This is a genomic window from Pseudaestuariivita atlantica (assembly GCF_001205715.1).
In the GTDB taxonomy this organism is placed as follows: domain Bacteria; phylum Pseudomonadota; class Alphaproteobacteria; order Rhodobacterales; family Rhodobacteraceae; genus Pseudaestuariivita; species Pseudaestuariivita atlantica.
On record NZ_AQQZ01000004.1, the window covers coordinates 72,968 to 85,539 of the forward strand.

General features: G+C 65.4%; 10 protein-coding genes. 8 read left to right on the top strand and 2 right to left on the bottom strand.

Annotated elements, in window-relative coordinates; translation table 11 throughout:
- The first annotated feature begins 7 nt into the window (after positions 1 to 7).
- The 8 genes from leuS (at position 8) to ATO11_RS09840 (ending at position 8,740) form a co-directional block, all read left to right on the top strand.
- A complete protein-coding gene (gene leuS / locus ATO11_RS09810) occupies positions 8 to 2,569 on the top strand; it encodes a leucine--tRNA ligase (protein ID WP_050530695.1) in 2,562 nt (853 codons plus the stop codon).
- A complete protein-coding gene (lptE, locus tag ATO11_RS09815; protein ID WP_050530696.1) occupies positions 2,556 to 3,053 on the top strand; it encodes an LPS assembly lipoprotein LptE in 498 nt (165 codons plus the stop codon). Before leuS ends, lptE begins: the two co-directional genes overlap by 14 nt.
- Positions 3,050 to 4,060, top strand: coding sequence for a DNA polymerase III subunit delta (gene holA / locus ATO11_RS09820; RefSeq protein ID WP_050530697.1), 1,011 nt, complete (start codon positions 3,050 to 3,052; stop codon positions 4,058 to 4,060). The genes lptE and holA overlap by 4 nt, the downstream gene beginning before the upstream one ends.
- A gap of 63 nt (positions 4,061 to 4,123) precedes the next feature.
- The gene (locus ATO11_RS09825; protein ID WP_050530698.1) at positions 4,124 to 4,717 is read left to right on the top strand and encodes a glutathione S-transferase family protein; all 594 of its coding nucleotides are present in this window, start codon (positions 4,124 to 4,126) and stop codon (positions 4,715 to 4,717) included.
- Between the two features lie 67 nt (positions 4,718 to 4,784).
- Positions 4,785 to 5,666: an MBL fold metallo-hydrolase gene (locus ATO11_RS09830; RefSeq protein ID WP_050531089.1), complete on the top strand. Its 882-nt coding sequence runs from the start codon at positions 4,785 to 4,787 to the stop codon at positions 5,664 to 5,666.
- Between the two features lie 247 nt (positions 5,667 to 5,913).
- Positions 5,914 to 7,287: an ammonium transporter gene (locus ATO11_RS09835; RefSeq protein ID WP_050530699.1), complete on the top strand. Its 1,374-nt coding sequence runs from the start codon at positions 5,914 to 5,916 to the stop codon at positions 7,285 to 7,287.
- Between the two features lie 12 nt (positions 7,288 to 7,299).
- Complete coding sequence (locus ATO11_RS22130; protein WP_165586950.1) at positions 7,300 to 7,464, top strand: hypothetical protein; 165 nt, start codon at positions 7,300 to 7,302, stop codon at positions 7,462 to 7,464.
- Positions 7,465 to 7,528: 64 nt separating this feature from the next.
- Positions 7,529 to 8,740, top strand: a complete 1,212-nt coding sequence (locus ATO11_RS09840) for a cytochrome P450 (protein WP_050530700.1) — start codon at positions 7,529 to 7,531, stop codon at positions 8,738 to 8,740.
- 129 nt (positions 8,741 to 8,869) lie between these two features.
- Here ATO11_RS09840 and ATO11_RS09845 read toward each other — a convergent pair whose 3' ends face one another.
- On the bottom strand, positions 8,870 to 10,195 hold the full coding sequence (locus ATO11_RS09845) for an NAD(P)/FAD-dependent oxidoreductase (RefSeq protein ID WP_050530701.1): 1,326 nt from the start codon (positions 10,193 to 10,195) through the stop codon (positions 8,870 to 8,872).
- A complete protein-coding gene (locus tag ATO11_RS09850; RefSeq protein ID WP_050530702.1) occupies positions 10,192 to 12,564 on the bottom strand; it encodes a trimethylamine N-oxide demethylase in 2,373 nt (790 codons plus the stop codon). The genes ATO11_RS09845 and ATO11_RS09850 overlap by 4 nt, the downstream gene beginning before the upstream one ends.
- Positions 12,565 to 12,572 lie beyond the last annotated feature (8 nt).

Below are 12,572 nucleotides of genomic sequence, written 5' to 3' on the forward strand. Positions count from 1 at the left end.
ACGCGCCATGGCCTATGACGCCAGCACAATCGAGAAGAAGTGGCAGGATGCCTGGGCCGGGGCGGGGACGTTCACGGCCGTGCGCAGCGACGACAAGCCGAAATACTACGTGCTGGAGATGTTCCCCTATCCGTCCGGCAACCTGCATATGGGGCACGTCCGCAACTACACGATGGGCGACGTGATCGCGCGGTACAAGCTGTCGACCGGTCACAACGTGCTGCATCCGATGGGGTTCGACGCCTTCGGCATGCCGGCCGAGAACGCGGCGATGGCATCGGGCGGTCATCCCAAGGACTGGACCTATTCCAACATCGACACGATGGTCGGGCAGATGAAGCCGCTTGGCCTGTCGCTTGACTGGTCGCGCATGTTCGCCACCTGCGACCCGGAATATTACGGCCAGCAGCAGGCGCTGTTCCTCGATTTCCTCGACGCGGGCCTCGTCTATCGCAAGAACGCCGTGGTCAACTGGGACCCGGTCGACATGACCGTGCTGGCGAACGAGCAGGTGATCGATGGCAAGGGCTGGCGGTCAGGGGCCGAGGTTGAACGCCGCGAGCTGACGCAGTGGTTCTTCAAGATCTCCGACATGTCGGGCGAGTTGCTCGACGCGCTCGACACGCTCGACAACTGGCCCGCCAAGGTGCGGCTGATGCAGGAGAACTGGATCGGCAAGTCGCGCGGCCTGCAATTCGCCTTCTCCACCGTCGAGGCGCCCGAAGGCTTCGACCGGATCGAGGTTTACACCACCCGCCCCGACACCCTGATGGGTGCGTCCTTTGTCGGCATCTCGCCCGATCATCCGCTGGCCAAGCACCTCGAATCGCATGAACCGAAGGTCGCCGAGTTCTGTGCCGAGGCGCGCAAGGGCGGCACGACCGCCGAGGCGATCGAAACCGCGCCCAAGCTGGGCTACGACACGGGCATCACCGTCCGCCATCCCTTTGATACGTCATGGGAATTGCCGGTCTACATCGCCAATTTCATCCTGATGGATTACGGCACCGGCGCGATTTTTGGCTGCCCGGCGCACGACCAGCGCGATTTCGACTTCGCCACGAAATACGGCCTTCCGATCATCCCGACCTTCGTTCCCGAAGAAGGCGCTTCCGAAGAGTTCACCGAGGCCTACGTGCCGACCAAGACCGAACAGGTGTGGTGGGTAAAACCGATCAACTGGGAGCCTCTGGCCACCGGGCAGGAAGCCATCGACGCCACAATCGACTTTTGCGAGGCGAACGGCGTCGGCCAGGGCGTCACCAATTACCGCCTGCGCGACTGGGGCCTCAGCCGCCAGCGCTACTGGGGCTGCCCCATCCCCGTCGTGCATTGCGACGACTGTGGCGTGGTGCCCGAGAAGAAGGAAAACCTGCCCGTCCAGCTGCCCGATGACGTGTCCTTCGACATCCCCGGCAACCCGCTCGACCGGCACCCGACATGGCGCGACGTGCCCTGCCCGTCTTGCGGCAAACCGGCCAAGCGCGAAACCGACACGATGGACACCTTCGTCGATTCGTCTTGGTACTTCGTCCGCTTCACCGCGCCGCGCGCCACCACGCCCACCGACCTGGACGAGGCGGCGTACTGGATGAACGTCGACCAGTATATCGGCGGGATCGAGCACGCGATCCTGCACCTGCTCTATTCCCGCTTCTTCGCGCGCGCGATGCGGATCACGGGGCATTTGCCGCAAGGCTGTGACGAACCGTTCGACGCGCTCTTCACCCAAGGCATGGTGACGCACGCGATCTACAAGACCACCGGCGCCGATGGCCGCCCGGTCTACCACTACCCCGAAGACGTGGAATTGCGCGACGGATCGGGTTTCCTGAAAGACGGGACCGAGGTCGAAATCGTGCCTTCGGCCAAGATGTCGAAATCCAAGAACAACGTGGTGAACCCGCTGGAAATCGTCTCGAAATACGGGGCCGACACCGCGCGCTGGTTCGTGCTGTCCGACAGCCCGCCGGAACGGGACGTGGAGTGGACGGCCTCGGGGGCCGAGGCCGCGCACAAGCACCTCGCGCGCGTCTACAACATCTGCGGGCGGATCAAGGACATGGCGCCCTCCGAGGCGGGCACGCAAGGGCACGATGAGGACCTGGTGCGCGAGATGCACAAGACGATCCGCGACGTGACCGTCAACATCGACAGCTTCGGCTTCAACGCCGCCATCGCCAAGCTTTATGCCTTCACCGCCACCCTGCAGAAATCGAAGGCCAGCCATGCGGCCCAGCGCACCGCGATCCTGACGCTGGCGCAGTTGATGGCCCCGATGACCCCGCACCTGTCCGAGGAAATCTGGGAATACCAGGGTGGCGAGGGCCTGATCGCCAACGCGCCGTGGCCGCAGGCGGACGAGGCGATGCTGGTCGAGGACACCGTCACCCTGCCCATCCAGATCAACGGCAAGCGCCGCGCGGAAATCAGCGTGCCTGCCGACATGGACAAGGCCGAGGTTGAAAAGATCGCCATGGCCACGGATGCTGTCGTCAAGGCGCTGAACGGGGGAGCGCCCAAGAAGGTGATCGTCGTCCCCGGCCGGATCGTGAATGTCGTTGTCTGATCGTTCAAGACGGGGCGCGCTTGCCGCCCTTCTGACCGCAACCCTGTCGCTGGCGGCCTGCGGGTTCACCCCGGCCTATGCGCCGAACGGCGCGGCCAACAGCCTGCAGAACGCCGTCCTGACGTTCGAACCGGACACGCGGCAGGAATACCTGCTTGTCCAGCGGCTGGAAGAGCGGCTGGGCCGCCCCGTCTCCCCGACCTATGCGCTGGACGTGGCGCTGACGATCGAAAGCACAGGCACCGCGCAATCGGGCGGGGCGACGCGGTCACAGATCACCGGCAAGGCGACCTTCGCGCTGAAACGGATCGGCACCAAGGTCATCCTGACCGAAGGCCGGGTGGAGACGTTTACGGGCTATTCCACCACCGGCTCCACCGTGTCGGAACGCGCGGCGCGCAGCGCGGCGGAAGAGCGGCTGATGGTGATCCTTGCCGACCAGATCGTCGACCGCCTGATCCTCGCCGCGCCCGACCTGCCGTGAAGCTGAAGACGCAGGAGATCGCGGGATTCGTCGCCCGCCCGCCCAGGGGCGTGCCCGGCGCGCTGATCTTCGGCACCGACGCGATGCGCGTGGCGATCAAGCGGCAGGACCTGCTGCAGGCCCTGCTGGGTCCCAATGCCGAGGAAGAGATGCGGCTGACCCGCATGTCCGGCGCCGACCTGCGCAAGGACGGCACCTTGCTGATGGACGCGATCAAGGCGCAGGGATTCTTCCCCGGCCCGCGCGCGGCCTTTGTCGAGGACGCGACCGACGGCGCGGCAGAGGCGATCGCGGCGGCGCTGAACGACTGGCGGGACGGTGACGCGCAGATCGTCGTCACGGCGGGGCAACTCACCCCGCGTTCCTCCCTGCGGAAGCTGTTCGAGGGGCACCCCACCGCGGCGACGCTGCCGATCTATGACGACCCGATGGGCCGCGATCAGATCGAGGCCGAGCTGAAACGCGCGGGCCTGCCCCTGCCCGACCGGGACGCGATGAGCCACCTGATGGGCCTCGCACAAGAGCTGGAACCCGGCGATATGCGCCAGACGCTTGAAAAGCTTGCCCTTTACAAGCGCGGCGATGTCACGCCGCTGACCGCCGATGACATCGTCGCCTGCGCCCCGGTATCGACCGAAAGCGATGTGGATGACCTGCTGGCCGTGGTCGCCGATGGCCGGGTGGGCGAAATCGGGCCCGTCATGCGCCGCCTGCAGGCGCAGGGGATGCAGGCGGTTGGTCTGGCCATCGGCGCGACGCGCTATTTCCGCACCCTGCACGGTGTCGCGGCGGGCGCCAACGTGCGCCTGCCCGCGAATTACAAGGTGCGGGACCGGATGCAGCGGCACGCGCGCAAATGGGGCACGGCCAAGCTGGAACAGGCGCTGGAGGTGCTGGTGGATACCGACCTCGCCCTGCGGTCGGGCGGGCAGACCGCGCCGCAATTGGCGCAGATGGAACGCGCGCTGATCCGGTTGGCGATGCTGGGCGGGCGTGCCGACGGCTGACTTGCCACGCCGCGCGCCTTCGGCCACGGTCCGCGCATCTGACGACCCAACCACGGTGATCCCATGTACCGCCTGATCGGCCTGCCCCGCACCCGCACCTTCCGCGTCATGTGGCTGATGGAGGAGCTCGCGCTGGACTACATCCACGAGCCGCATCCGCCGCAATCGGATGACGTCCTGAAGGCCTCGCACCTCGGCAAGATCCCGGTGCTGATCGACGGCGAGGACGCGATCAGCGATTCCGTGGCGATCATGACCTACCTTGCCGACAAGCACGGCGGCTGCACCCATCCGGCGGGCACCATCGCGCGGGCGCGTCAGGACGCGGTGACCAACCAGGTCATCGACGAGTTGGACGCGGTCCTGTGGACCGCCGCGCGGCACAGTTTCATCCTGCCGAAGGAGCATCGCGTGCCCGCCATCAAGGACTCGCTGCGGTGGGAGTTCGACCGCAACGCCGAACGGCTCGCCGCGCGACTCGACGGCCCGTTCATCGCGGGAGACAGGTTCACCATCGCCGACATCCTTGCCACCCATTGCCTCAACTGGGCCTATTCGGCAAAATTCATGGTCGGCAACCGGGCCCTGCTGGATTATGCCAAGGAGATGCGAGCGCGGCCGGGATACAAGGCCGCCGATGCGCGGGCCGCGGGGTGAACGGGCGTTCTGCCACGGCTTGAATTCCGGCGTGATTTTCCCGACATATGACGAAAAGGGGAACATCATGACCGCATCTCACGATTTCACCGCCAAACCCGAGGTGACCGGCTTTTTCGACCCGGCCACCAACACGATTTCCTATGTCGTGTCTGACCCCGAAACCAAGGCCTGCGCCGTGATCGACCCGGTCATGGACATCGATTACGCCGCCGGGCGCATCACGCATGGCAGTTCCGACAAGATGATCGCGTTCATCAAGGATCACGGGCTGAAACTGGAATGGGTGATCGAAACCCATGTGCACGCCGATCACCTGTCGGGCGCGCCCTATATCCAGGACAAGCTGGGCGGCAAGATCGGCATCGGCGCGAAGATCACCGAGGTGCAGGAAACCTTCGGCAAGGTCTTCAACGAGGGCACCGAGTTCCAGCGCGACGGGTCCCAGTTCGACGCCCTGTTCGAGGACGGGGACACCTATTCGGTCGGCAACATTCCCGCCTTCACCATGCACACGCCGGGCCACACGCCCGCCTGCATGGTGCACGTGATCGGCGACGCGGCCTTTGCCGGCGACACGCTGTTCATGCCGGATGGCGGATCGGCGCGCTGCGACTTCCCCGGCGGCTCGGCCGAGCAATTGTACGATTCGATCCAGCGCGTGCTTGCCCTGCCGGACGAGGTGCGGCTGTTCATCTGCCACGATTACGGCCCCGGCGGCCGCCAGATCGCGTGGGAGACGACGATCGGCGAGCAGAAGGCCAGCAACATCCATGTCGGCGCGGGCAAGACGAAAGAGGAATTCGTCAAGTTCCGCACCGAGCGGGACGCGCAATTGTCGATGCCCAAGCTCATCATCCCGTCGCTGCAGGTGAACATGCGCGCGGGCGAGGTGCCAACCGACAAGGACGGCAACCCGGTCCTGAAAGTCCCCGTCAACGGGTTGTGACCCGCCCCCGCGCGCTGTCGCGGCGCGTTCGGACCCTGAACGTTCAAAACCTGTACGAAACGGCATCACCGCCCATGCGAGGGCGGTGAAAGGGCTGTTTATTGTGTCAACTGGCTGTTCGGATCAGTTTTGGCTTAAAAAAACCGTTTACCGGACTGAATTGGCCTAGTGTACGGTTCGGCTAGGGCAAAGACCCGCAAAAGCAAGGCACAAAGTGCCGCATCCAAAGGGACCACAGGGAGCCATCATGGAAGAACAACTAGCCGAACTGGCGGCGAAGGTCGCCGAGTTGGAGGCCGCCGCGGGCGGTGCCTCCAACACCATGTTCGCGGAAACGTATTACTATCTTACGATCCCGCTCATGGTCATCATTCACGCGGGGTTCCTCGCGTACGAGATGGGCGCCTCGCGTCTCAAGAACGTGCTGGCCTCGGGTGTGAAGAACATCCTCGCCTTCGCGTTCATGGTGCCCACGTTCTATTTCTTCGGATGGTTCGTTTACTGGGCATGGACACCGGGCCTGCTGCCCACGGCGGAAAGCTGGCAGACGGGTATCGATTTCGCCAACCCCGCAGGGGAAGTCATGGGGCCGCACCTCGCCGATCAGGCGACGGGCGTGTTCTGGGGCGCGTTCACCCTCTTCGCGGCGACGACGGCCTCGATCTTCTCGGGCGCGGTCATCGAACGCATCCAGGTCGTGGGCTTCGTCATCCTCGCCATCGTTCTGGGCTCGTTCGCCTGGGTCGTGGCGGCGGCATGGGGCTGGTCGGCCAGCGGTTGGCTGGTGGCCAACTGGGGCTATCACGACTTCGGCGCGGCGGGTGTCGTGCACATGGTCGCGGGCTTCTTCGCGCTCGGTGTGCTGATCAACCTCGGGCCACGGATCGGCAAGTTCAATCCCGACGGATCGGCCAACGCCATCGCGGGCCACAACATGCCGATGACGCTGGTGGGCCTGATGCTCATCATCGTCGGCTTCTGGGGCTTCCTCATGGCCTGCGTGATCGTGCCGGGCGAGGCGTGGTCGTGGTTCGGTGACAAGTGGGCCAACATCTATGGCACACCGGTTACCCTGTCGGCGCTGGCGTTCAACATCCTGATGGGCTTTGCCGGTGGCATCATCGGTGCCTGGATGGTGACGCGTGATCCGTTCTGGATGATGTCCGGCGCGCTTGGCGGGATCATCTCGGCAGCTGCGGGTCTTGACCTTTACTGGCCGCCCCTCGCCTTTGCCGTGGGTGCGTTCGGTGGCGCGATCATGGCGCCTGCCGCCGCGTTCCTCGAAAAGCTCAAGATCGACGATGCCGTGGGCGCCGTCACCGTGCACGGCACGCTGGGCATCTGGGGCGTTCTGGCCGTCGGCATCTTTGCCAGCGGGTATCCGTCGCTGCAGGGCGCCGAGGGCGAAGTGCCCACGATCTCGCTCATGGGTCAGCTTCTGGGCATCGTCATGATGTTCCTGCTGGGCTTCGTGCCGGGATACGTCGTGTCCTTCATCCTCAACATGGTGGGGCTGTTGCGCGTCAGCGAAGAGGCTGAAATCGCAGGTCTGGACCTTACCAAGGTGCCATCGGCGGCCTACCCCGAAGGCATCGGCGCATCCGCGCATCCCGCAGAGTAAGGAGACACGACAATGGGTACAGAAATCAAAGACTGGGCCGCCGTCGAAGGCGCTTACTATACCGGGTACGGCAGCGGCGAGATGCTATGGCTGATCGTGGCCATCGCGATCTGCTTGATCTCGCTGGTGATCGGTGCGCGCCATGAACTGGACGCCTACAAGAAGCTGAAAAAGTAAGACCCGTGCCGGAGGGATACGACATGGGTTGGGGGCCGCCTTCGGGCGGCCCTCTTCATTTGCAATGACGGATCTGCCCTTTCTCGACATCACGGCGCCCGGCTTTTCCACCCGTGGCCCCGAGATGCAGGCCGCCCGCGCCGCACACTGGTGCGCCCGCACGCCCTTGGGGCTGGCCGTGCTGCGCCACCGTCAGGCCGGATTGATCCTGCGCGACAGGCGCTTGCGGCAAGGCAGTTACGCCTGGCCCGACACGCCGGGGCTGGAGGGCAGCTTTGCCGATTTCTGGCGGCGCTCGATCATCTCGATGGAGGGGCCGGATCACAAGGCGCTGCGCCGCGTGGCGATGGCCGCGCTGGCGCCCGATTTCATTCTGTCCTTGACGGATCATTTCACGGCCGCGGCGCGTGAGTTGGTTGGGGGCGTGCGAGATGTGCCGACCTTCGATTTCATCGAACGCATCAGCGAACCCTTCGCCGGTCGCGCCATTACCGCGCTCTTGGGGATGGAGGACGAACAGGCCGATTGGCTGGCCTTGCAGGCGAGCACATTGGGCAAGGGAATGGGGCTGGATGCCAAGCGGTTCGAGGATCAGGTGAACGCCGCGACCGATGCCTTGATGGACCTCGCCCGCGACCTGATCGCACGGGCGCAGACGGGTCGGGACAAAACCAGCTTCGTCGCCCGCGCCGTGGCCGAAGGCGGGCTGTCGGACGAGGCGTTGCAGGATCTCGTCGTGATCTCGATCTTCGGCGGGGTCGACACGACCCGTGCCCAACTGGCCTTTGCCATGGAGCTGTTCGCCGCCCATCCCGGCCAATGGACCCGCTTGCGCGAAACACGTGACCGGGTGCCGCAAGCCGTCGAGGAGATCATCCGCACCCGGCCGACAACAACGTGGAGCACGCGCGAGGCGTTGGAGGATCTGGAGGTCGAGGGCGTCGGGATCGAGGCCGGGGAGACGGTGCACATCTGGGTGAACGCCACAGGCACCGATCCCGCGATTGACGCGTCCAATGGGTTCGACGTCTTCGCCGACCGCAAGGTGCATTTCGGCTTTGGCGGCGGCGCGCATCACTGCCTCGGCCAGTTCGTCGCGCGAACGGACATGGCCTGTGCGCTGAACGTGCTGCTGGACACGTGGGCGGGTGTGCAGGTCAGCGGCACGCCTACCTACCTGCCCGACAGCGGCAACACCTCTCCACTGTCGTTCGAAATCCGCCCCGAATGGAGCGCATTGTCGGGCCGCGGTGCGGCGATCCATGGGCGGGACTAGGCGCTTTATCTCTCCAGATCCGCAAGACGCCCACGCGACGCACCAAGACCAGCCAGATCGCCGTGCCGGGGGGGCGGCCCGGCGATGCGCGGCGGGCTTCGCCCTTGATTCCGCGCAAGGCGCTCCCCCCTACCGTCGCGCCTGCCAGTTCTGCGCCCGGTCCACCACCGCCTTGTACCAAAGGTTCGCCGCCTGCAGGAACCATGGGCGACCGCCCGGATGCAGCCACGACGACCGCAATGTCGTCCGCGAATACGCCGTCTCCCCCCGCGGATCGCCCAAAGCCTGCCACGCGGCCTTTGCCCCCAGGTACGGCGCCATCACGGTCCCCGACCCGGAAAACCCCATCGCCCAGTGCAACCCGCCATCCGACCCGACATTCGGCATATGCGTGAACGAGTACCCGGTGTTGCCGGTCCAGACATGGCTCAGCTTCACGCCCTCCAGCGCGGGCCAGACCTCCAGCATCGTCTCCCGCAGCCGCCGCGCCGCGCGGGTCAGGTCAATATCCACCATCGCCGCCCGCCCGCCATACAGCACCCGCGTCCCGTCCGGCGAAAGCCGGAAATAGGAATGACGCGCCCGCGTCTCGACCATCATGCGCTTGCCCGGCGCCAACTGCCCCAACAGGTTGGCCGACACAGGCTCGGTCGCGATCAGGAAGGACGGTAGCGGGAAGACCTGCCGCGACAGCTTGCCAAAGCCGGGCGGCGTGTAGCCATTGGTCGCCAGCAGCACCTTCCCCGCGCGGATGCGGCCCTTGGGGGTGTCCACCACGTAACCACCGCCATCCACCTCGGGATACCCCGCACGGCAGTCACCAATCACCGGCACATCCCGCTTCAGCACCGCCGCCAGCAGACCATCGTGATACTTGCGTGGATGCAACGCCGCGTGGGTGGGGAACAGCAGCCCGCCGTGATACGCCTCCGTCCCGATTTCGCGCCCCAGATCGGCCTTCTGCACCACCTCGCACGGCAGGCCCGAGCGTTCGACGACCTTGTCCGCCAGCCGTTCCTGCCCCTCGAAATGACTCCGCGTCCACGCCAACTGGATACGCCCGGTCTCCTGAAAATCGCAGTCCATCCCTTCCCGCGCGATCAGGTCCTTCACGAAGTCCAGCGACGGTTTGGCCTCGACAAACACCGCATCGGCCACCTCGTCCCCGTACAAGGAAGCCAGCTTGTCCCACCCAAGCCGAGGATGCGCGCCCACCATCCCGCCATTGCGGGTCGACGCGCCATGTCCCGGCTGCCCGGCATCCACCACTGACACCTTGGCCCCCGCATCATGCGCGGCAATCGCGGCGGACAACCCGGTGTACCCGGCGCCGATGATCAACAGATCGAGGCCGCCCATCAGGGCGGATGAGAGGCCCCTGTCGAGGGCAGGCCACTCCGCCCCCTCCCACCAATATGGAAACCCCGGCGCAGCGTCGCCGGTGAAGAGGGTCACGCGTAGTTGCCCTTCACCCGCTCTTTCGTTGGGTCGAAATGCGGGAAGGGCACGATGCGGGCCTTGAGGCGTTTCTGCATGCCGTCAAGCTGGCCGATTTCGATCTCGGTCCCGACCTCTGCATGCGTCACGGCCACGCGGCCCAGCGCGATCACCTTGCCGAGGTAAGGCGACTTCATGGCCGAGGTGATTTCCCCCACCTGCGCTTTGCCCATGCGCACGCAATCGCCGGGCGACGGTACGGTGCCGCCCTCGATCTCGAACCCCACGAGCTTGCGGTGCGGATGCGCCTTGCGCTCTTCCAAAGCGGCGCGCCCGATGAAATCGTCTTCCTTCGACTTCAACGGCACGGTGAACCCGATGCCCGCCTCCCACGGATCGGTCGTGTCGTCGAATTCCGAGCCCGCAAAGATCAACCCCGCCTCGATCCGCATCATGTCGAGCGCGCCAAGGCCGAGCGGCTTCATCCCCATCGGCTCACCCACTTCCCAGACCTTGTCGAAAATCTCGACCGCGTCCTTGGGGTGGCAGAAGATCTCGTAGCCCAACTCGCCGGAATACCCGGTGCGGGAGATGACGACCGAGGTGCCGCTTACGTCACCCACCCGCGCGACCGTCAGGCGGAACCACGGCAGGTCCTCCACCTTGGTCTGCGTCGGCGGGGTCCAGAAAATCTGGCTGAGAATGTCGCGCGACAGCCGCCCCTGCACCGCGATGTTGTGCAACTGGTCGGTCGAGTTGCGCACCCAAGCGTTCAGTCCGCGCTTCTGCGCCTGTTCCTTCAGCCACAGGCCCGACGTGTCGTTGCCCCCGATCCAGCGGAAGTTCGTCTCTCCCAACCGGTAGACGGTGCCGTCGTCGATCATCCCGCCGTGCTCGTAACACATGGCGGTATAGCTCACCTGCCCGACCGACAGCTTCTTCATGTTGCGGGTCACGCAGGCCTGCATCAGCTCTTCGGCGTCAGGGCCCGTGACCTCGTACTTGCGCAACGGCGACAGGTCCATCACGGCGGCCTTTTCGCGCACCGCCCAGTATTCCCCAATCGAGCCGATCGACGGGAAGGTGTTCGGCAGCCAGTACCCGGCATATTCGACGAAATCTTCGGTGTGCCGCGCAAAGCAGTCATGAAACGCGGTTTTCTTGGTCTCTTCCACATCCGCCTCCGCCGATTTGCGGTAGCCGACGCTCCGCTGGAAGTCTTCGTTGGCGCGGTAGGTCCGCACCTGGATATCGGTGGGGTTCCACCCGTTCGCGGGGTCCACATCGCACGGACATGCGGTGGAGACGCAGACAAGATCGCTGAGCGCGCGCAACAGCACGTAGTCACCGGGGCGCGACCACGGATCGTCCATGCCGATGGCGTTGGTGTCGTCCAGCATCGTGTTGAAGAAGAAGTTGATCGCCGGCCAGCCGCCGCGCGGGCGGATGTCGAACCGCGCCAAGTCGGCGTTCATGTTGTCCGAACAATTTACGTGGCCGGGATAGCCCAGGTCTTCGTAATACCGCGCCGTGCAGGCCAGCCCGAACGTGTCGTGGCGCCCGCAGGTGTCCTGGATGATCTCGACCAGCGGTTCCTGATCGACCGACCAGTATTTCGAGAAGATGCCGGGTCCGGGATAAAGGCTGCCCATCAGGGAGCGGGTGGTGGTCGGGTCGATCTCCCTCTCGATCCCCTTGTCGAGCGCGCGAAGGGAAAACGCCTGGAAGTCGCTGCACTCCCGCCCCTGCACGTCGAGGATCTGGATGTATTCGCCGGCCTTCACCTCGTAGGCGTGGGCGTTGCCCGGCTGGATATTGGCGTCGTGCAGCGGGTCGGCCAGCGGGTCGGCGGGCTGGCCCGGCACCTTGCCCATGTTCGGATCGGCCCGGCGGATATAGAGCGCGAGGTCGGTCGCGGTGTCCTGCGTCTCGGGCGACATCGGGGCGCTAGGTGCGGCGAGTATCAGGAGGCCGTCGGTCTCGGCCGTGAAGTCGACGCTGTCGCCGGGGCGGGAGCCGCCTTCGAACAGTTTGATCGCGTCGCCCTTGCCGATGTCGAACCCGGCGGCGGACAGTGCGGCCAGAACCTTGGCCCCCGAACGTGATCCGTTCGCCAAAGTGTCGATGATCCCCTGCGGTTTGCCGTGGCCCGTCGTGCCGAGATAGCCCGCGTCGCTGGTCCGGTCTGGGGCGAAGACGACCATCTCACCCGGTTGCAGGCCGTCGCGGTCGACAACGCTGATCTCGTCCCCCTTGAAGATCGGCACGGCGCGCGATCCACCACCCGGCACGGGGTGCCGTTCGACACCATGCGGCAGGATGGGCAGGCCGGGTGCGACGACACCCGCGCGCTCCCACGGATGTTCGATGAAGGAAGGTTTGTTCATGGCCGCTC

What these genes read in the sequence shown, in the direction of transcription:
- leuS (WP_050530695.1), top strand. Translation starts at nt 8, where the DNA reads ATGGCCTATGACGCCAGCACAATCGAGAAGAAGTGGCAGGATGCCTGG.
- lptE (WP_050530696.1), top strand. Translation starts at nt 2,556, where the DNA reads ATGTCGTTGTCTGATCGTTCAAGACGGGGCGCGCTTGCCGCCCTTCTG.
- ATO11_RS09825 (WP_050530698.1), top strand. Translation starts at nt 4,124, where the DNA reads ATGTACCGCCTGATCGGCCTGCCCCGCACCCGCACCTTCCGCGTCATG.
- ATO11_RS09830 (WP_050531089.1), top strand. Translation starts at nt 4,785, where the DNA reads ATGACCGCATCTCACGATTTCACCGCCAAACCCGAGGTGACCGGCTTT.
- ATO11_RS09835 (WP_050530699.1), top strand. Translation starts at nt 5,914, where the DNA reads ATGGAAGAACAACTAGCCGAACTGGCGGCGAAGGTCGCCGAGTTGGAG.
- ATO11_RS22130 (WP_165586950.1), top strand. Translation starts at nt 7,300, where the DNA reads ATGGGTACAGAAATCAAAGACTGGGCCGCCGTCGAAGGCGCTTACTAT.
- ATO11_RS09840 (WP_050530700.1), top strand. Translation starts at nt 7,529, where the DNA reads ATGACGGATCTGCCCTTTCTCGACATCACGGCGCCCGGCTTTTCCACC.
- ATO11_RS09850 (WP_050530702.1), bottom strand. Translation starts at nt 12,564, where the DNA reads ATGAACAAACCTTCCTTCATCGAACATCCGTGGGAGCGCGCGGGTGTC.